This window comes from Enterobacter sp. MG-EB028 (assembly GCF_056673305.1).
In genome coordinates, this window is sequence record NZ_CP195079.1 from 1,647,725 (window position 1) to 1,666,813 (window position 19,089).

15 protein-coding genes, 1 pseudogene and 1 CRISPR repeat array are annotated in these 19,089 nt (G+C 54.0%); of the genes and pseudogenes, 9 read left to right on the plus strand and 7 right to left on the minus strand.

Going from position 1 to position 19,089, the window contains the following annotated elements:
• Nucleotides 1-220 precede the first annotated feature (220 nt).
• From ACR42C_RS07780 to cas6f, 8 genes and pseudogenes are all read left to right on the plus strand, one after another.
• Complete coding sequence (locus ACR42C_RS07780) at nt 221-655, plus strand: hypothetical protein (protein WP_407065509.1); 435 nt, start codon at nt 221-223, stop codon at nt 653-655.
• Nucleotides 656-849: 194 nt separating this feature from the next.
• Nucleotides 850-1,597: direct repeats of the CRISPR family, unit length 28 nt; unit sequence GTTCACTGCCGTACAGGCAGCTTAGAAA.
• 164 nt (nt 1,598-1,761) lie between these two features.
• The gene (locus tag ACR42C_RS07785) at nt 1,762-2,211 is read left to right on the plus strand and encodes a hypothetical protein (RefSeq protein WP_479984974.1); all 450 of its coding nucleotides are present in this window, start codon (nt 1,762-1,764) and stop codon (nt 2,209-2,211) included.
• Between the two features lie 475 nt (nt 2,212-2,686).
• Nucleotides 2,687-3,670, plus strand: a complete 984-nt coding sequence (cas1f, locus tag ACR42C_RS07790; protein WP_479984975.1) for a type I-F CRISPR-associated endonuclease Cas1f — start codon at nt 2,687-2,689, stop codon at nt 3,668-3,670.
• A pseudogene (cas3f, locus tag ACR42C_RS07795) lies at nt 3,667-6,886 on the plus strand (type I-F CRISPR-associated helicase Cas3f). The gene cas1f and the pseudogene cas3f overlap by 4 nt, the downstream one beginning before the upstream one ends.
• Nucleotides 6,887-6,902: 16 nt before the next feature.
• The gene (csy1, locus tag ACR42C_RS07800; protein WP_479984976.1) at nt 6,903-8,213 is read left to right on the plus strand and encodes a type I-F CRISPR-associated protein Csy1; all 1,311 of its coding nucleotides are present in this window, start codon (nt 6,903-6,905) and stop codon (nt 8,211-8,213) included.
• The gene (csy2, locus tag ACR42C_RS07805; RefSeq protein WP_479984977.1) at nt 8,210-9,145 is read left to right on the plus strand and encodes a type I-F CRISPR-associated protein Csy2; all 936 of its coding nucleotides are present in this window, start codon (nt 8,210-8,212) and stop codon (nt 9,143-9,145) included. Before csy1 ends, csy2 begins: the two co-directional genes overlap by 4 nt.
• Nucleotides 9,146-9,158: 13 nt before the next feature.
• Nucleotides 9,159-10,157 carry a type I-F CRISPR-associated protein Csy3 gene (gene csy3 / locus ACR42C_RS07810; protein WP_479984978.1) on the plus strand — a complete coding sequence of 333 codons (999 nt, stop codon included), beginning with the start codon at nt 9,159-9,161 and terminating at the stop codon, nt 10,155-10,157.
• Between the two features lie 9 nt (nt 10,158-10,166).
• Complete coding sequence (gene cas6f, locus ACR42C_RS07815; RefSeq protein WP_316380038.1) at nt 10,167-10,721, plus strand: type I-F CRISPR-associated endoribonuclease Cas6/Csy4; 555 nt, start codon at nt 10,167-10,169, stop codon at nt 10,719-10,721.
• Between the two features lie 22 nt (nt 10,722-10,743).
• Here cas6f and ACR42C_RS07820 read toward each other — a convergent pair whose 3' ends face one another.
• From ACR42C_RS07820 to trxB, 7 genes are all read right to left on the minus strand, one after another.
• Nucleotides 10,744-11,217, minus strand: coding sequence for an RES family NAD+ phosphorylase (locus ACR42C_RS07820; RefSeq protein WP_233002279.1), 474 nt, complete (start codon nt 11,215-11,217; stop codon nt 10,744-10,746).
• Complete coding sequence (parS, locus tag ACR42C_RS07825; protein WP_023337017.1) at nt 11,214-11,657, minus strand: type II RES/Xre toxin-antitoxin system antitoxin; 444 nt, start codon at nt 11,655-11,657, stop codon at nt 11,214-11,216. The genes ACR42C_RS07820 and parS overlap by 4 nt, the downstream gene beginning before the upstream one ends.
• A gap of 498 nt (nt 11,658-12,155) precedes the next feature.
• Complete coding sequence (infA, locus tag ACR42C_RS07830; protein WP_002211347.1) at nt 12,156-12,374, minus strand: translation initiation factor IF-1; 219 nt, start codon at nt 12,372-12,374, stop codon at nt 12,156-12,158.
• A 284-nt stretch (nt 12,375-12,658) separates the two neighbouring features.
• Entirely contained in the window at nt 12,659-13,363 is a 705-nt protein-coding gene (aat, locus tag ACR42C_RS07835) for a leucyl/phenylalanyl-tRNA--protein transferase (RefSeq protein ID WP_163328571.1), read from the minus strand.
• Nucleotides 13,364-13,408: 45 nt separating this feature from the next.
• Nucleotides 13,409-15,130 carry a heme ABC transporter ATP-binding protein/permease CydC gene (cydC, locus tag ACR42C_RS07840; RefSeq protein WP_479984979.1) on the minus strand — a complete coding sequence of 574 codons (1,722 nt, stop codon included), beginning with the start codon at nt 15,128-15,130 and terminating at the stop codon, nt 13,409-13,411.
• Nucleotides 15,130-16,896, minus strand: a complete 1,767-nt coding sequence (cydD, locus tag ACR42C_RS07845; RefSeq protein WP_479984980.1) for a heme ABC transporter permease/ATP-binding protein CydD — start codon at nt 16,894-16,896, stop codon at nt 15,130-15,132. Before cydD ends, cydC begins: the two co-directional genes overlap by 1 nt.
• 114 nt (nt 16,897-17,010) lie before the next feature.
• Entirely contained in the window at nt 17,011-17,979 is a 969-nt protein-coding gene (trxB, locus tag ACR42C_RS07850; protein WP_116340982.1) for a thioredoxin-disulfide reductase, read from the minus strand.
• Nucleotides 17,980-18,523: 544 nt separating this feature from the next.
• Between trxB and lrp the strand changes: the two genes are divergently transcribed.
• The gene (gene lrp / locus ACR42C_RS07855; RefSeq protein ID WP_000228469.1) at nt 18,524-19,018 is read left to right on the plus strand and encodes a leucine-responsive transcriptional regulator Lrp; all 495 of its coding nucleotides are present in this window, start codon (nt 18,524-18,526) and stop codon (nt 19,016-19,018) included.
• The last annotated feature ends 71 nt before the right edge of the window (nt 19,019-19,089 follow it).

Consider the following 19,089-nt stretch of genomic DNA (forward strand, 5'->3'; position numbering starts at 1 on the left):
TGGCGTCCTGATTGCACACATATGGAAAGATGTTGCTCGCAGCAACGTCACTGGTTTCGTTCACTCTTTTTTTAGCTGCGGTATAATCCGTACCTTCAAATATGGTGGGCTGAACCGGGGCTTCTTTTGAAGCGCCGATTTTCCATATGGTCGGTACGCCAAACCGGTTCAGTCTGCCACCCGAAGTTGGCGTTTCTGGTGGTAGTTTTCAGCATCTAATATGGAAATTATGAATATGGAAAACCAGTCTATCTCTCAACTCTACAGCGAACTCTCCCTCGACCCCGATCTCCCAACCCTTGCCGAGCGCTGCAAACTGCTCACCGAAATCCTCCTCGACTGCAAATCACTCCCGCAAACGCAGCCCGTTTGCCGTTGTCTCGGAGCTTACCTGGAAGAGGTGAAATCCGGCCTCACTGAATCAATGCGTGATTTTCAGGTGGTGGAATTTGAGGACGAAGCGGAACAACCGCGACAAAAAGAGTGGTTGCTGGAAGATACAGAAACGAAATGCGACTACTGCCGGGCGTTAAACCACGTACTGCTGGTGTCGCATTTTGACCGCGATATGTTGCCGCACCTGACGGGGCTCCTTCATGACATTACGCATTCGATGGCTGCTGATGTCGTTGCACCTCAACGTGCAGAAAGGTAATTCACATTATTTCCTGAGTGCAATCTGAGGCGTCGGGGGAGTTCCTCTGACGCTATTGGTTTAAACCCTTTTTTCTGATGCTTACGTAACATATTGATTTATATGGTGAGAATTTCTGTTCCAGAAAAAAGGGTTTTATGCGTAAAAGTTGATTATTTTGTTTGCTAACAATAAGATGGCGTTGTTTCCTTTCAGTTCACTGCCGTACAGGCAGCTTAGAAAACAACCACGGGCAAGATTGCTGAGGCATTACCGTTCACTGCCGTACAGGCAGCTTAGAAATCGCGCTTGCCCTGAATCCATCCGGTGACAGTGTTCACTGCCGTACAGGCAGCTTAGAAACTGACGCCTCAGCCGCCTTTTCTGCTCGCTCCGTTCACTGCCGTACAGGCAGCTTAGAAAGTCAAGCAAGCCGCATGAGCACGTCACAGCGTGTTCACTGCCGTACAGGCAGCTTAGAAAACTTCAACCTCAAGGCGATCAAGCTGCATATCGTTCACTGCCGTACAGGCAGCTTAGAAATAACCGCAATGATTAAAAAAGAATTGATCACGGTTCACTGCCGTACAGGCAGCTTAGAAAAGCTACCGATTACATTGAAGAACGTTTATCGCGTTCACTGCCGTACAGGCAGCTTAGAAATTAACTTCGGCGGCAATAAAGCCGAGTTTGCCGTTCACTGCCGTACAGGCAGCTTAGAAAATTGCGCGCCGTTTTTGCGGGCAAAGCGGATCGTTCACTGCCGTACAGGCAGCTTAGAAAGATATCAGTGAACATGATCAGACCTGATGAAAGTTCACTACCGTACAGGCAGCTTAGAAATGAAGCATGGCGGCGCGGCAGGCGTCAAACACGTTCACTGCCGTACAGGCAGCTTAGAAAGCGCCGCTGGAATCAAAGTGAAGGAGTGAGTAGTTCACTGCCGCACAGGCAGAATAAAAACCATCGGCAATCATAACCGAGTCTACCAGGCGAATGCCCGTTTTAATGCTGAGCTAAACGTCACCTCTTCATTATGTTGACCCTGTATGGGGACTTGGCATTTTTAACCTGGAAATAAAATACCTTTGAGTTATTCTTTCCCCGTCAAAAACAAGGAGAAGTATATGAAATTCCAATGGGTTATTATGACAACAATTCTTTTTCTTCCATTAGCCAGTAATGCGGTTGTAATACCTCTCATGGGGGAACTTAAAGCCGAAAGTCATCAGGTTTGTGGGAAAAATATCGATGTGGAAGTTATTATGCTTGCAAATCACTCTACTTTGATTGGCCTGAAGAATAAACAAACACATAATCTGGATTTATTTCTCTCATCCGAGCAATCTTCCGAGGAGATGAATTATGCGAAATTCATTCCCACCAAATATGATAACCTGTCAAAGAGTTTTGTTGCCCGCGAAGATAACGAAATTGATATAGTCTGGGGGAGCTCAAAAAATGATAAGGATGAGGTTTCTTATAGCCTTGCCCTTGGTCCTCAGACATATTCGTGTAGCCCGCTCCAGAAGTGGCCAAGTGAAAAAGCCAATGAAATTTATGGTGAGACCCCCTGACTCTTGTTATGCTTACAGGCGCTTTTTTAAGCGTCTGTATCAATGACACCTTTCTGAACCTGGCAGGGAAGAGAAGTTGCGTAATTTATTTCCTGACATTAAGATGAGCGACGTTCTTCCTGCTTAACTGCTGTACAGGCAGTTTAGAAAAACTCGACTGCGAATTTTTCCGCAATAAAACGTTTACTGCCGTACAGGCAGTCCCCCTCTTTATAGTAAATATTCGTTATGTCAATTTTATAAGTGGAAGTATTCAAGCTCTCGCTTTTTTTCAAACGTATACACGTAAATATTCACGGGTGAATTATATTATTACGTATATATCATTGGTGAAAATAATGATTGAAGTAGGTAGAGTTATTTTTATCTCAATTATAACTGTAATTAGTATTCATTTGATACCCGTCACATTTTTTTTCATCTTGTCTCCGATAACATGCAATGCATACAACACTTTGAAATAAAAGCCCTTGCTATGCCTACAAACAGCATCACCCCTACCGACTTAAAAACCATTCTGCATTCAAAGCGCGCCAACATTTATTACCTGGAGAAATGTCGCATCCAGGTAAATGGGGGCCGCGTTGAATATGTCACTCAGGAAGGAAAAGAGTCGTTTTACTGGAATATTCCCATCGCCAATACCACAGCGGTGATGCTGGGAATGGGAACATCCGTTACGCAAATGGCAATGCGAGAGTTTGCCCGGGCAGGGGTAATGGTCGGGTTTTGCGGAACGGACGGCACGCCGCTTTATTCCGCGAACGAGGTGGATATCGATGTCTCATGGCTCAGCCCGCAAAGCGAATACCGCCCGACCGAATATTTACAAAACTGGGTCTCATTCTGGTTTGATGAAGAAAAACGTCTGCAGGCGGCAAAGCAGTTTCAGTTTATCCGTTTACAGCAAATCGAAAAACAGTGGGCAGGGCTGCGGATGCAGCGGGAAACGTCTTTTCAGCCCGAACGGGATGCGCTGAATACTATTCTGGCGCGTGCGAAAGAGGGCATGGAAAACGCACAGGACCACACGTCGCTGATGCTCCAGGAAGCACAGCTCACAAAATCGCTCTACAAACTGGCCAGCCAGACGGTGGGCTACGGCAGCTTTACGCGCGCCAAACGGGGCGGCGGGGCGGATATAGCGAACCGTTTTCTCGATCAGGGCAACTATCTCGCCTACGGGCTGGCGGCTGTCGCGGCCTGGGTGACGGGCATTCCTCATGGTCTGGCTGTCATGCACGGCAAAACCCGACGCGGAGGGCTGGTTTTTGATATTGCCGATTTAATCAAAGACGCCCTCGTTATGCCGCAGGCATTTATTGCGGCGATGGAGGGTGAGGATAATCAACAGTTTCGTCAGCGCTGCATCAACGCGTTTCAACAGGCTGATGCGCTGGACGTAATGATTACTACCTTGCAGGAAACCTCGCACTCGCTGGCGGGCGTCGCAAAATGAATGTGCTGATTATCTCTCGGTGTACCAAACGTGCGTGTGAGCAAAGCTGTCAGATTATCGATCAGTTCGCAGAGCGTACGGGTGATGCGGCATGGCAGACGACAATTACGATGGAAGGTGCCATCACGCTGCGCAAGCTGCTGCGTAAAACGGCACGTCGTAACACCGCCGTGGCCTGCCACTGGCTGAAAAAAAACGGTCAAACCGAACTGCTGTGGATAGTGGGCAACTTGCGTCGTTTTAACGCGCAGGGGCGCGTGCCAACAAATCGCACAACGCTGCAAATTATCCGCAATGACAGCGAACATCGCTGGCAAAGTGCGGAAAATATCGCCCTGCTGGCGGCGATTGCCGGGCTGTTTCATGATTTTGGTAAAGCAGGGATGTGCTTTCAGCAGACGCTTAAGGGGGAAAGTCAGCACCTTTGTCAGCCGTATCGCCATGAGTGGATCTCGGTTCGTCTGTTCGAGGCGTTTGTAGGTGAGCAAACCGATGAGCAGTGGCTGACATCCCTCACTCAGCTAAAAGCCGCTGACGAAAAGGCCATGCTGAAAGCGCTGAAGATGGACAGGGCAGAGTGGAGCAATAGCCCACTTGAAAAATTACCTCCTATGGCGAGGGTAGTGGCGTGGCTAATGCTATCGCACCACCGTTTACCTCAACCGCACCCGGCAAAAACCTCATTACTGTACAGTGAAGGCTGGATTGAGAAACAGCTGAACGCGGACTGGAACTCGCTTAATCATAAATCCACCGAAAAACATCCATGGAAAGAGCGTGATTTTAAAAATGTCTGGAAATTCCCCCACGGTACGCCGCTAAAAAGCCAAACCTGGCGCGAGAAGGCCCTGCAGATTGGTAAACGCATCCGAAATCTTCCCGCGCTGCTTCATGCGGGATCGCTGAATAATCTCTTCACTCTACATCTCGCTCGCCTGGCGCTGATGCTGGCCGATCACGTTTACTCCTCTCAACCCGCGTATGCCGGATGGCAGGATGATGCCTTTCAGGCGTGGGCTAATAGCGACCGCCAGTCCCGGCAGCTCAAGCAAAAGCTGGATGAGCACAATGTCGGCGTGGCGCATCAGGCGCTATTGATGGGGCGTTCTCTTCCCGTGTTGCGCCGTTCGTTACCCGCCATCGCCCGGCATAAAACGTTTAGGGAAAGGGCGAAAGAAAAGCGCTTTCACTGGCAAAACGAGGCGTGGAACGTGGCGTCGTCCCTGCGCGAGAAGAGTGCCGAGCAGGGCTTCTTCGGCATCAATATGGCCTCGACCGGATGTGGTAAAACCTTCGCCAATGCCCGAATTATGTACGCGCTGGCAGATGAGCAGGCGGGATGTCGTTTCAGCGTGGCGCTGGGGTTGCGCACGCTGACGCTGCAAACGGGTCAGGCTCTGCAGTCGCGCCTGGGGCTTGATGACGACGCGCTGGCCGTCGTGACCGGTGCTGCAGCAGTAAAGGAGCTGTATCAGGGTAATGATGCTGAAGATACCAGCAGCGCCAGCGATGAAGCGTTCTTCGCCAGCCATCATTATGTGCATTACGAAGGGGCGACCAGCAGCGGGATCGTACAGCAGTGGCTGGCGAAAGAACCGGCGCTCAACCGCCTGGTCAGTGCTCCGGTCCTGGTGACAACTATCGATCATCTGATGCCTGCCACGGAAGGCGTGCGCGGCGGCAGGCAGATCCCCGCCATGCTGCGCCTGATGACCAGCGATCTGGTGCTTGATGAGCCTGATGATTTTGACGTTGATGATTTGCACGCCCTTTGTCGGCTGGTTAACTGGGCGGGGATGCTCGGCTCTCGCGTGCTGCTCTCCTCTGCAACGCTGCCCCCTGCATTAACCGAAGCGCTGTTTGAAGCCTATCGGGAAGGGCGCAAAGCCTGGCAGGCCGCGTGCGGTCAGTCGGACAGACCGTCGAGTATTTGTTGCGCCTGGTTTGATGAGTATGGCGCGCAGTCGCAGGACGTGGCTGACGACGCGAATTGGCGATTTTGTCAGGCAGCGGATCAAACGTCTGCCAGACCAGCCCCGGCTTCGTCTGGGTAAACTTGCCGCCGTGGAGCCGCACGCTTCCCGCAATGCAGATGTTGTCTCTGCGTTAGCGCAGACTCTGTATCAGCAAACGATCGCGCTGCATGGCGAGCATCACAGCACGCATAAAAGTGGCAAAACCGTATCCTTTGGTCTGGTGCGGATGGCGAATATCAATCCGCTGGTTGCCGTCGCGCGGGCGCTGATGGCCTTACCTTCTCCGGACAATTACCGCATTCATTATTGCGTGTACCACAGCCAGCACCCGCTGGCGGTGCGTGCGGCGATTGAAAAACGACTTGATGCCGCGTTCACGCGGCACGAGCCGGAGCGGGTCTGGCAGTTGCCTGACGTTAAGCAGGCGCTGACGTCACCGGAACAGCACCATCTTTTTGTCGTGCTCGGAACATCCGTTCTCGAAGTCGGGCGCGATTTTGATGCCGACTGGGGAATTATCGAGCCCAGCTCTATGCGCTCGCTGATCCAGTTCGCTGGCCGTATTCAGCGCCATCGTCAGATCGTTCCTGAGCGCGAAAATCTGGTGATTCTGGAACGCAACGTTCGCGCGCTTCGCGGGGAAACGGTGGCCTACTGCCGACCCGGTTTTGAAACCGAACATCATCTTCTGCCTCACCACAACCTCCATGAACTGCTCAGCGAAGAAGGCTACCGCACGCTGAATGCGATCCCGCGCATCGTTGAAAATCTGCCCGGCAATGCGCTGGCGGCGCTGGAGCATGCACGGTTGCGCGCTGCTCTGCTGGACGGAGAAGACAAGTCCGATGCGGTAGCCGCGTCGTGGTGGCGACTGCCGTTGACGTGGAACGGTGAATTGCAGCGGCGGACGCCGTTTCGCCGCGCTTCACCGCAGGAAACGTTCTTTTTGAGTATGGAAGAGGAAGGCGATGAACCTGAGTTTTGCCTGATGCAGGAAAACGGGGTGTTAAAACCTGCGGGAGGATTTTGCGAACAGGCGTTGTCCATGGCCGACGGCGTAGAGCCGTGGATTGCAATTGATTATGCCGAGGTATTACAGGCGCTGGCCGAAACGAAGCAAATGGAGCTGAACGCGGTGTCGCGACGGTATGGCGAAATTACATTGAGAGTGACCAGGGAGGAGGAAGCAGAGCAATGGCTGTATCACCCGGTGTTGGGTGTGTTCAGGGAATTTCTATAAAAAACCAGGAGACAGTATGTCAGTTGAAGCACTAAGCGCTTTCATCGCTGAGTACATCGCCGGACGACGACAAACAAAGCTGGAAGCATTTGATAAAGAGGCCGCAAAGCGCAGCGATACAGTTAGCGCAACGCTCGCGGCAGAACGCCGGGAACTGGAGCTTCGCTATGAGCCGAAAGCATGGCTGACGGATGCAGCGAAGCGAGCCGGACAAATTAACCTTGTGACCCACGCGGCGAAGTTCACCCACGGGGATTCAAAAAGTAGCAGTATGTACAGCGAGGTAGTGGCACAGGAAGGGTATCTCAGCACCGCTGCCTTGTCAGGTCTGGAACCGGATGCGGTGGGTAACGCAGCTGCGCTGGACGTCGCGAAACTGCTGCAAATGCGGGTAGAAGATGGCGATTCTCTACTCGCCAGTCTGAAACGTGGCGAGCACGCTGCGCTGGCCGCTTTTACCGAAGATGCCAATCAACTGAGTGAATGGATAGCGGGATTTTCCCGCGCGTTTACGCCCGGCGAACCCGCTTCCCACAGGCTGGCGAAACAGGGGTATTTTCCGGCAGGAGAAGGTTACCATCTCTTAAGCCCGTTATTTTCCACCTCGCTTGTTCACGACATGCACCAGAAAATGATCGCCTTTCGTTTTGGTGATGAGGTTAAAGCCATCTGGAAAGCGCGTCGTGAGAAAACCTGGCATCCTTCTGCGCTGACGTTATTCCCGGATTCTGCGGAAATACACTTCGGTGGCACCAAACCGCAAAATATTTCCTATCTGAACAGCGTGCGGGGCGGGCGTAGCTGGCTACTATCCTGCCAGCCACCGCAGTGGAAAAGGGCAGACAAGCCGCCTGCGGGTTTACGTTCCGTTTTCGCTTCGGGTGGGCAATTTGACCGTCGTGCAAGGAGTCACATTCAGCTACTTGTCTCGTTACTAACAAAAACGGGAGATTACACCAATTTTCGTATCCGTGAAGCCCGCGATGGCTACATCAATATGATTATCGATCTGCTGTTCGAGATCGCATCTGAACTTCAGCGTGAACCTACGCAGAACTGGACACTTAACAGCCCCGATCTGAAACGCCATCAACAGCTCTGGCTCGATCCCTGGCGCACAAAAACGGACGAAGCCTTCCGTCTTGAACGAGAAAAAGATGACTGGCAGGACGCTGTGGCCGAAGATTTTGCCCTGTGGCTGAACGCCCGTCTGCGCAAGTCGATGCCGGATTTAGGTGCTGTAGAAAAACATGAATGGGAAACCCGCGAACGTTTACGTACTCACCTCCGCGTGATGGAAAAAATTATCCAGGAGGCACTTAAATGAGCTCACTGATCCTGCTTCGCCGTATCAGCGTCGAAAACGCCAACGCGATAGCCGGGCTGACGTATGGTTTTCCCGCGATTACTCATTTTCTGGGATTCTCTCATGCGCTGTCTCGCCGTCTGACCGAAACGCATGGGCTACGCATTGATGGCTGTGCCGTTGTCAGCCACGAGCAGCAGATCCATGCCCATTCTTCTGGTCGTGACTATCAGTTTGCGCTGACCCGCAATCCTCTTACCCGTGAAGCGAAAACGGCCTCCTTTAATGAAGAGGGGCGCATGCATATGACCGTTTCATTGCTGCTGGAGTGTCGCGGGGAAATCCCTAACGGCGAATACGGGCAGCGCGATCTGGCGGAGCACCTCATGCAGCTGTGCCCAACGCTTAGATTGGCGGGCGGTATCATTGTTGATATTGAGGCTGTTACCGTCATGGCGATGCCGTCCAGCAGTCGGGATATGTGTCGGTTGCAGTGGCAACTGATGCCCGGCTTTGCCCTGCGCGATCGCAGCAGTTGGCTGGGCGAACATCATCAAGCGCTTCTTGAAAACAAGCCTGATGCCACGCTGCTTGATGCCTGGCTCGATTTCGCTGCATTGAAAATGCAGGCCGAAACACCGGAAGACGGCAATATCCGTGAAGGCGATCCGGCAGACTGGCATTACGTCCCCAAACCTAACCCCGGTTATCTGGTGCCGTTGATGATCGGCTACCAGCGTATCTCTGAACTCTACGCGCCCGGCGTCGTAGCAAACGCGCGCGATGCAGAAACGCCCTTCGCGTTTACCGAAGCTGCGTATGGCGTGGGCGAATGGTGCGGTCTGCACCGGATTCGGTCATTAGACGATATTTTCTGGCGTTATCACACGACAGAAACAAGCTACTACTGTCAGGGCGCGGGTGCGCCGGCGACATCTGAACATCTCATTTAAAAAGGACTTATCTATGGCAAAGGCTCCAACTGCCGTTAAAACGGCATCTGTACTGGCATTTGAACGTAAACTGGCGACCTCGGATGCGGTGATGTATTCAGGAAGCTGGGAAGGAGAAACCTGGCAACCGATCCGCATCCAGGAAAAAGCGGTGCGCGGAACCATTTCCAACCGCCTTAAAAACGCGCTCACTAACGATCCGGCGAAACTGGATGCTGAGATCCAGAAAGCCAACCTCCAGCGGGTGGACGTGGCCGCTCTGCCCGCAGACTCAGACACCCTGCAGGTGAAATTTACCCTGCGCGTGCTGGGCAATTTGTCTACACCTTCCGTATGTAATGATCGCGCGTATCAGGATGAACTTCAGCAGGTTATCGAAGGTTATATCAGCGAACACGGTTTTGCCGAACTGGCGCGCCGCTACGCAACCAATCTGGCGAACGGCCGCTTCTTATGGCGTAACCGCGTCGGCGCTGAAAAAATTGTCGTGAACGTGACGGGCAGTAAAACATGGACGTTTGATGCGTATCGTTATGCGCTGCGTGATTTTTCCGCGAGCGATGAGCAGCTCGATACGCTTGCGCGGGAAATCGAAAAAGGGCTTAGCGGCGAAGGATTTGTTCTCCTGAACGTCGAAGCGCAGGTGCTTCTTGGTGCCGGACAGGAAATTTTCCCGTCCCAGGAGCTGGTCCTGGACAGCAACAGCAGCAAGAGTCGTCTGTTGTATCAAGTGGATGATGTTGCCGGTATGCACTCGCAGAAAATTGGTAATGCGATTCGGACTATCGATACCTGGCATCCAAAAGTGGATGAGCTGGGCGCGATAGCCGTTGAACCGTATGGCTCTGTCACCAGCCGCGGTGTGGCTTGTCGTCAGCCGAAAGAGAAAATGGACTTCTACACGCTTCTCGATAACTGGGTGACGAAAGGGCAGAAACCCGAGGTTGAGCAGCAGCATTATGTGATGGCCGTACTGATCCGTGGCGGCGTCTTCGGTGAGAAGGGCGAGTAAGGAGTGGTTATGGATCACTATCTTGAGATCCGCGTCCTGCCCGACCCGGAGTTCAGCGAGGAGATGCTGATGGCCGCGCTGGTGGCTAAACTGCATCGTGCGCTGGGCCAGCGGGGGAAGGGGGATATTGGTGTTAGTTTCCCTGCGCACGGCATAAAGCCCGGCGCGGTGTTACGCCTGCACGGTACTCACCCGGCGTTAAGCGAGCTCGACTCGCTGGCATGGCGAAGGGGACTAAGCGATTACTGTCTGTGCACGGCGATACAACCCGTGCCAGAGGTAAAGCAATGGCGATGCGTGTCCCGTGTGCAGGTGAAAAGCAGCGCGCAGCGGCTTATGCGCCGTTCGGTAAAAAAAGGGTGGATCACTGAGGCAGAGGCGCAGCAGCGCCTATTAAAAATGGAAGAAGCGCGGACTGATTTGCCCTGGCTTAATTTACGTAGCCTCTCTACAGCTCAGTCTTTCAAACTTTTTATTCGTCATGGTGAGTTGCTTCCCGCTCCCGTGGATGGATGCTTTTCAACCTACGGGCTGAGCGCGACAGCGACAGTTCCCTGGTTCTGAGAAAACACGGCCGCATCAGCGTTCAGGGTGCGGTTTTTTCTGCAAGGCGGGTATCAAAAATAAAGGGCAGTTGCTGAACAGAACTGAGCGCCGAATGGAATGCCGGATGTAAGGGGTTAAGGATGGCATTGTTTTCATAAGGAATGATGCAGGAAGGCAGGATGAGGGCGAGGGCGCTGTTAGCCTGCAACCACCCGGTTCCCAGATCCATCGTCGATACCGGTGCCGGATTTTCCTGCCAGTCCTCGGGGAGCCATGCTTTATCCAGGTAATCAATCTGGTCGTCCGGGATATCAATGCTGAAAAGCTGGTACTGATTCAATACGGTATCTTTTCTGACGTGCACCAAAATCTCAAGTGATGCCAGCGAGATGGACGTGGACACATATACGGCGGGATGTCCTTTATGGTTCCAGCGACCGCCGTACTGATTTGCGCCGCTTCCACTCCACGCTTCGCTGGCATAGCGCCCCGTTACCAGCCGATAAAAAATCATGCAAACACTCCGTGTTCGAGTCGACCAATCAGGTCGGTGACTTCCAGCGCACCGGTTTCCGTAGCGATCAGGTCGACAGGCGCAACATTGCCAAGCCCGCGTACCGGCGCCTGCAGCCAGTTCCATGCCTCTTCTTTACTGCCGAAATAATCGACGGCAGCATCCAGCACCCGAACGAAACGGGCCACGCGTTCGCTCTCATCCGGTGTCAGCGTCCGTCCCGCGCTTTTACGGCGAGCCACGTTACGCTCATTAATCCCGGTGACGCGCAAAATGTCCGCTTTCGACATGGCCGTCCACTCATGGATATTGTCGAGGACGCTGACGGGCAATCCCTGATTGAGAAATTCAATCAGCCGCATACCTCTGTTTGCAGGTAAACCGGCGTAGCGCCAAAGTGCGTTATCAGCAGGTTTCTGCGCGGGGATCCAGGTTCTCATGTTATCTCCCTATTAATGTCATTTGTCGTGGTTAAGTATAGTCATTTGTCAGGATGTGTGGAATGGGTGTTTTTTGTACTGGGTGATTTATGAGAAGAAAGGTGTTTTGACCCTAATTTTCATCCTTCTTGTAATTGGTTGATTTTAAATGAAAATATTGAGTGGGTGAAAAAGAGGGTGAGAGAAAGGTTTTTAGCTTTTTTTGTATGAAAATCATGATTGCGTGGATATTATTCCAGTGCACTGCCGTACAGGCAGCTTAGAAAAGGGAAATGGACAACCATCACCACAGGATGAAGTGCACTGCCGCACACGTAGCTCAGCAAAATAGAAAATAAGGCCTCACACCCCTTACTTCCTACACTGTCGAACAGACAGCCACGATGCTCAAACGGACCGTCAAATAATTGTTCAAATTATCGACTGCGCCACAAAAAAATAAGGCCGGGAATATCCCGGCCTTATTTAATATTCATCTGCCATTACAGGCGAAAACAATTAGCGACTACGGAAGACAATGCGGCCTTTGCTCAGGTCGTACGGGGTCAGTTCAACAGTCACTTTGTCGCCCGTCAAAATGCGGATGTAGTTTTTGCGCATTTTACCGGAGATGTGCGCAGTTACCACGTGACCGTTTTCCAGCTCTACGCGAAACATGGTATTAGGCAACGTATCAAGTACGGTACCCTGCATTTCAATATTGTCTTCTTTGGCCATCTAATCCTCTGGGGTATCACTACCAAGTTTTGAACCGGCAAGATAATGCCGAAATTCATCAATTAAGTAAAGAATTGCGCGTTTAAAACGCAGCAAAACAGTTTCGGCGCATTGCCCAAGCGTCACGGTACAACCGAACGGAAAGCGCATTCGTAAAGGGGATACAACAGGATAAACGTCAGGACGTTATCTGAAGCGAAGGTCCCAAACGGCGGCGGGGCAACAGGCAGAAGCTACTCTGCGGCATAATTATAACACCCTCACAAAAAATATGCGGAAAACATTTAGGCATTGGGCATAAAGAGCGTTCTGGGGATCCAGAAGTCGCGCGGGAGCTTCTCCTGACGGCAGGCGTCCAGATGCTCGATATACTGTCGTCGCGGGATGTCAACGGCACCGAGGGAGGCGGTGTGCTCATTGAGCACCTGACAATCGATCAGACGCCCGCCGCGTTGGGCAAAGGCCTGGCAGAAGACCAGCAGCGCGGTTTTCGAGGCGTTGACCGCACGGGAGAACATCGACTCGCCGCAAAATAGCGTCCCTTGCGCCACGCCGTACATGCCGCCAACCAGTTCTCCGTTTTCCCAAACCTCAATGGAGTGGGCGTAGCCAAGCTCATGGAGCTGATGATAGGCGTTGACGATATCGCGGGTGATCCACGTCCCTTCATGGCGATCTTCGGCACAGCCTTCGATCACCTGTCCAAAGGCGTGATTCAGCGTTACGCGGTACGGGGATTTTGCATGGAATCGCTTCATGCTGCGGCTTACGTGAAACTGCGCTGGCCACAGCACGGCGCGCGGGTCGGGAGACCACCATAAAATCGGGTCGCCCGGAGAAAACCACGGGAAAATGCCGCGCTGGTACGCCATTAATAGCCGCGCAGGGCTAAGGTCACCGCCAAGGGCCAGCAGCCCGTTGGGCTCACGCAGCGCTCCCTCCGGCGAAGGGAACGCGATGTTATGACGAGAAAGCTGGACCAGGCGCATGACAGCAAAACTCCATTACGCGAGTGAGGACGCTACAAATATAGTCTACAGACGCTGTTTGAACTGATAGTAGCGACCCTGTTTCGCCAACAGCTCTGCGTGACTACCTTGCTCAATAATGTGCCCGTTGTCCATCACAATTATCCGATCAAAACTTGCCAGCCCGCGCAGGCGGTGCGTCACCATCAGGACGGTTTTTCCTGCCATCACGTTCGCCAGCAAATCAAGGATTTGACTCTCGGTTGTCGCATCAAGCCCTTCTGTCGGTTCGTCGAGCAGCATCAGCGGCGCATCATGCAGCAGCGCGCGCGCAATGGCCAGACGGCGTAGCTCTCCGCCGGAAAGCTGACGACCGCCTTCGCCCAGCCAACTGTTGAGACCTTCGTCCTCAAGCAGCTTTTGCAGTCCGACCTGCTCCAGTACGGCGCGAAGATCATCGTCCGAAGCCTCTGGCGCGGCCAGCAGCAGGTTATCGCGCAGGGTGGCGCTAAACAGATGCACGCGCTGTGGAACGACGCTCACGGTCTTGCGCAGGGCCTGCTCGCTGAAATCGGTCAGCAGCGTATTATTAAAACGAATCTGACCGCGCTGCGGATCCCAGGCCCGCGTCAGCAGCTGCAGCAGCGTCGACTTACCGCAGCCGGTACGGCCGAGGATCGCCATCCGCTGCCCTGCATTAACAGAAAGGTTGATACCGTCCAGCGCGTTCTGGGCCTGCTTGTCATAGGCGAAGGCCACGTTATCAAGCTTCAGCGCCACCTGCTCAGGCACGGCGGTTTGTGCTGCGCTGAACCTGACTTCAGGCTCCTGCTCGGCAATCTGGGTGATGCGCAGGGCAGAGGCGATCACCTGTCCAAGATGCTGGAAGGCGCCCGTCACCGGGGCCAGTGCCTCAAAAGCGGCCAGCGCGCAGAAAACGAAGAGCGCAATTAGAGGGCCTGGCTGGGTATTACCGCCAATCCCGCCGGAAGCCAGCCACAGCATGGCGATCACCGCCACGCCGCCGATTAACACCATCAGCGCCTGCGAGAAGGCCGTCAGTTCAGATTGACGGCGCTGGGCGTCATGCCAGTTCAGCTCCGTATTTTCCAGTCGGGCGCGGTAGCGCTTGCTGGCACCAAAAATAGTCAGCTCTGCCTGCCCCTGAAGCCAGGAGGTCAGCTGCTGGCGATAATCCCCGCGCAGACGCGTCAGGTTTTCCCCGGTGGATTTCCCGGCGCGATAAAACAGCGGCGGCAGAATAAGGAGCGTCAGCAGCATAATTCCACCCAGCGTCAGCGCAACGGGAACATCCATAACGGACAGCCCCAGCGTGACCACTACAATCACCACAAACGCGCCCACTATCGGGGAGATCACCCGCAGGTAAAGGTGGTCCAGTGTGTCGACATCCGCAACGACACGGTTAAGTAACTCACCCTGACGAAAACGCGCCAGCCCGGAAGGGGAGAGGGGCAGCAGTTTGCTGAAGGTGTAAATGCGCAGGTGCTGCAGAACACGGAACGTCGCGTCGTGGCTGACCAGCCGCTCGAAATAGCGTCCGGCAGTTCGGGTAATGGCGGTACCCCGCACGCCTGCCGCCGGCAGCATATAGTTGAAGCTGTATAATCCGGCGAACCCTGCGACGGCGGAGGCCGACAGGAACCAGCCTGAAAGCGTGAGCAGGCCGATGCTGGCGAGCAGCGTCACAATCGCCAGCACGATCCCCAGCGTCAGCATCCATTTGTGGCGTTTATAGAGCGCAAGATAAGGCAGCAGAGCACGCATCAGATGTCCTCCTGACGGTTCGCCAGCAGGGCGGCGAACGGCCCCTGCGCGGCAACGAGAGCGGCGTAATCGCCTTGCTCAACAATTCGGCCGTTCTCCATGACCCAGATCTGGTCCCAGTCGGTAATGCCTTCCAGTTGATGGGTGACCATCAGGGTGGTTTGCTGCCGGGATGCGGCGTTCAGGGCCGCCATGACGCGCTGTTCGCTGTGGGCATCCAGGCTGGCAGCGGGCTCATCCAGCAGCATCAGTTGGCACGGGTTAAGCAGCGCGCGGGCAACGGCCACACGCTGCGCCTGTCCGACTGACAGCCCGGAGGACTGGTCGCCGACCACGGTATCAACTCCTTGCGGGAGCAGCGGCAGAAACTCGCTGACCCAGGCGCGGTCGAGAACGGACTGTAGTTCATCTTCACGGGCATCCGGGCGCGCCAGGAGCACGTTTTCGCGCAGCGTGGAGGCAGGAAGCTGCGGGTTTTGTCCGACCCAACTGAGCTGCTTGCGCCAGGCGTCGGGATCGAGATTACGCAGTTCAGCTTTGTTTATCCGCAGCGAACCGGTGTAGGCCATAAAACCGGATAGCGCATTCAGCAGAGAACTTTTCCCTGAACCGCTGGTGCCGACCAGCACCACGCGTTTTCCGGCTGGCAGGGTAAAGTTCAGCGGACCCGCGAGCACTTTGCCTTCAGGTGACAGAATGGAAAAGTCCTGCGCTTCAATGGTCACGGGGTCTTTAGCATTCAGCGTCACGTCACCGCGCTCCGGGTGCGCCAGCGGCGTCTCCAGGAAGGTTTTCAGACTGTCGGCCGCGCCAACGGCCTGCGCTTTGGCATGATAGAAGGTCCCCAGGTCGCGAAGCGGCTGGAAAAACTCCGGAGCCAGGATCAACGCAAGGAAACCGGCTGAGAGGGTCACCGCAGTGCCGTAGTGGCCGAAATCCAGCGCGCCAAGATAGGAGAAGCCGAAGTAAACCGCCACCAGCGCAATCGACAGCGAGGTAAAGAATTCCAGCACGCCGGAAGACAGGAACGCCAGGCGTAACACCTCCATCGTGCGCTGGCGGAAGTCCTGTGATGCCAGGCGAATATTCTCGGTTTCCGCTTCACCGCGACCAAAAATACGCAGGGTTTCCATCCCGCGCAGGCGATCGAGGAAATGTCCGCTCAGCCTGCCCAATGCCAGGAAGTTGCGGCGGTTGGCATCAGCCGCACCCATGCCGACCATCGCCATAAACAGCGGGATCAGCGGGGCGGTGCCCAGCAGGATCACTGCCGCCACCCAGTTGACGGGGAAAATGGCGATAACAATCAGCAGCGGAACAAAAACCGCCAGCGCCATCTGCGGAAGATAGCGCGCGTAGTAATCGTGCATATCGTCAATCTGCTCAAGGATCAGCGTCGCCCAGCTTCCGGCCGGTTTACCCTGGATCCACGCGGGCCCGGCTTCCTGAAGGCGATCCAGCACCTGACGGCGGATCTCGTAGCGGATATGCTGTCCGGCGTGGAAGCCGACGCGCTCACGCAGCCACACCACCCAGGCGCGCAGGACAAAAACCAGGATCAGAACAATAAAGGGCAGCAGGAGCGCTTCGCGGGGAATGTTCTCCATGATCATGTGATTAAGAATGCGGGCCAGCAGCCATGCCTGGGCAACAATCAACAGACCGCTAACGAACCCCAAAAGACGGGAGATCGTAAGCCAGCGGCGGGAAATAACGCTTTGCTGTTTCAGCCAGCGTGTTAACTCTTGTTGACGGGTTTTTTCCATTGCGTATTTTGCAGGTGACGTTATAAGAAATTAGACATCTGCATGTTACACGCGAGCAAAAATAAAGGCGACCTGTGGCCGCCTTTATTTACGTTTGTTACTGACTTGTAAAGATTATTTACCTTGTTCAGCCAGTCCATCGAGATAGCGTTCAGCGTCCAGCGCGGCCATACAGCCGGTGCCCGCAGAGGTGATCGCCTGACGGTAAATATGGTCCATTACGTCACCGGCAGCGAACACGCCCGGGATGCTTGTCTGGGTCGCGTTACCGTGGCTGCCGGACTGCACTTTGATGTACCCGTTTTCCAGCTCCAGCTGGCCTTCGAAGATCGCGGTATTCGGGCTGTGGCCGATAGCCACAAACAGACCCGCCACCTCCAGCGTTTCGACGTTATCGGTGTTCTGGGTATCACGAATGCGCAGACCCGCAACGCCCATCTGATCGCCCGTGACTTCTTCCAGGGTACGGTTGGTGTGCAGCACGATGTTGCCGCTCGCCACTTTATCCATCAGGCGCTTAATCAGGATCTTCTCGGCGCGGAAGGTGTCACGACGGTGGATCAGATGCACTTCAGAGGCAATGTTCGCCAGGTAAAGCGCTTCTTCCACCGCGGTGTTGCCGCCGCCGATAACCGCGACTTTCTGGTTACGATAGAAGAAACCGTCGCAGGTGGCGCAGGCAGAGACGCCGCGGCCTTTGAACGCTTCTTCAGACGGCAGGCCGAGGTAGCGGGCAGAGGCCCCGGTAGCGACGATCAGCGCGTCGCAGGTGTATTCGCCGCTGTCGCCCGTCAGGCGGAACGGACGGTTCTGCAGGTCAACCTTGTTGATGTGGTCGAACAGGATTTCGGTTTCGAACTTAGCAGCATGCTCGTGCATGCGTTCCATCAGCAGCGGCCCGGTCAGGTCGTTCGGGTCGCCCGGCCAGTTTTCCACTTCCGTGGTGGTGGTCAACTGACCGCCTTTTTCCATGCCAGTGATCAGTACCGGCTGCAGGTTTGCGCGTGCAGCATAGACCGCCGCGGTATATCCCGCAGGTCCAGAACCAAGGATTAGCAACTTACTGTGTTTGGTCGTGCCCATGAGATCCCCATTGTTGTTGGCAGGCAATGGGCTGGATTGTAGGGAATTTGTTGCCGTAAAAAAAGAGCGCTGGGATTTTGCTTTCGATATATGCAATAGCTGCGCCCGATGAATCTTGCGCCGTTACATCACGTTTTCTACTTAAAACCGCTCGTTTATAAGGCAGTAAAATGAGGATTAATACCCCCCCGTAATGAATATCCGGCATCTTGTACTAAAAAACGATGTTTTGCTTTGACAATCCCCTGCGCATTTGCGAAAACATTCAAGGAAGAAAAAAAACCGCGTTAACCGTATGCCGCATAGGCATGCACGTAAATGCCATTTTTACCGTGTCAGTGAAATCTACGCATGGCGTGGACAGACGCCATACGTGATGTCGGTGACAGCCTTCGGGCAGCGGTCTTCTTACCAACAGAACCCGAATCCGCATCGCGTCTAATACATAACCAGGCGATGTGATGACTAACGGGTACAGGCTCTGAACAGTGATGTGCACAGGGTCCAGGCAGGAGTAGGGAAGGAATACAGAGAGACAATAATAATGGTAGATAGCAAGAAGCGCCCTGGCAAAGATCTCGACCGTATCGATCGTAACATTCTTAATGAATTGCAAAAGGATGGGCGTATTTCCAACGTCGAGCTTTCAAAACGTGTGGGACTTTCCCCGACGCCGTGCCTTGAGCGTGTGCGCCGACTGGAAAGACAGGGTTTTATTCAGGGCTATACGGCTCTGCTGAACCCGCATTATCTGGATGCCTCACTTCTGGTATTTGTTGAGATTACTCTGAATCGTGGTGCGCCGGATGTGTTTGAGCAATTTAACGCCGCTGTACAAAAACTTGAAGAAATTCAAGAATGTCATCTGGTGTCCGGTGATTTCGACTACCTGTTGAAAACCCGTGTGCCTGATATGTCCGCCTATCGTAAGCTGCTGGGGGAAACCCTGCTGCGTCTGCCAGGCGTGAACGACACCCGTACCTATGTGGTAATGGAAGAGGTCAAACAGAGCAATCGTCTGGTTATTAAGACGCGCTAACACGGAACAGGTGCAAAATCAGCGTAGTTTGATTACACTCCTGTTAATCCATACAGCAACAGTGCCGGGGA

What these genes read in the sequence shown, in the direction of transcription:
- aat (WP_163328571.1), bottom strand. Translation starts at nt 13,363, where the DNA reads ATGCGCCTGGTCCAGCTTTCTCGTCATAACATCGCGTTCCCTTCGCCG.
- lrp (WP_000228469.1), top strand. Translation starts at nt 18,524, where the DNA reads ATGGTAGATAGCAAGAAGCGCCCTGGCAAAGATCTCGACCGTATCGAT.
- cydD (WP_479984980.1), bottom strand. Translation starts at nt 16,896, where the DNA reads ATGGAAAAAACCCGTCAACAAGAGTTAACACGCTGGCTGAAACAGCAA.
- cas1f (WP_479984975.1), top strand. Translation starts at nt 2,687, where the DNA reads ATGCCTACAAACAGCATCACCCCTACCGACTTAAAAACCATTCTGCAT.
- parS (WP_023337017.1), bottom strand. Translation starts at nt 11,657, where the DNA reads ATGAGAACCTGGATCCCCGCGCAGAAACCTGCTGATAACGCACTTTGG.
- trxB (WP_116340982.1), bottom strand. Translation starts at nt 17,979, where the DNA reads ATGGGCACGACCAAACACAGTAAGTTGCTAATCCTTGGTTCTGGACCT.
- cas6f (WP_316380038.1), top strand. Translation starts at nt 10,167, where the DNA reads ATGGATCACTATCTTGAGATCCGCGTCCTGCCCGACCCGGAGTTCAGC.
- csy2 (WP_479984977.1), top strand. Translation starts at nt 8,210, where the DNA reads ATGAGCTCACTGATCCTGCTTCGCCGTATCAGCGTCGAAAACGCCAAC.
- csy3 (WP_479984978.1), top strand. Translation starts at nt 9,159, where the DNA reads ATGGCAAAGGCTCCAACTGCCGTTAAAACGGCATCTGTACTGGCATTT.
- ACR42C_RS07785 (WP_479984974.1), top strand. Translation starts at nt 1,762, where the DNA reads ATGAAATTCCAATGGGTTATTATGACAACAATTCTTTTTCTTCCATTA.
- csy1 (WP_479984976.1), top strand. Translation starts at nt 6,903, where the DNA reads ATGTCAGTTGAAGCACTAAGCGCTTTCATCGCTGAGTACATCGCCGGA.
- ACR42C_RS07820 (WP_233002279.1), bottom strand. Translation starts at nt 11,217, where the DNA reads ATGATTTTTTATCGGCTGGTAACGGGGCGCTATGCCAGCGAAGCGTGG.
- ACR42C_RS07780 (WP_407065509.1), top strand. Translation starts at nt 221, where the DNA reads ATGGAAATTATGAATATGGAAAACCAGTCTATCTCTCAACTCTACAGC.
- infA (WP_002211347.1), bottom strand. Translation starts at nt 12,374, where the DNA reads ATGGCCAAAGAAGACAATATTGAAATGCAGGGTACCGTACTTGATACG.
- cydC (WP_479984979.1), bottom strand. Translation starts at nt 15,130, where the DNA reads ATGCGTGCTCTGCTGCCTTATCTTGCGCTCTATAAACGCCACAAATGG.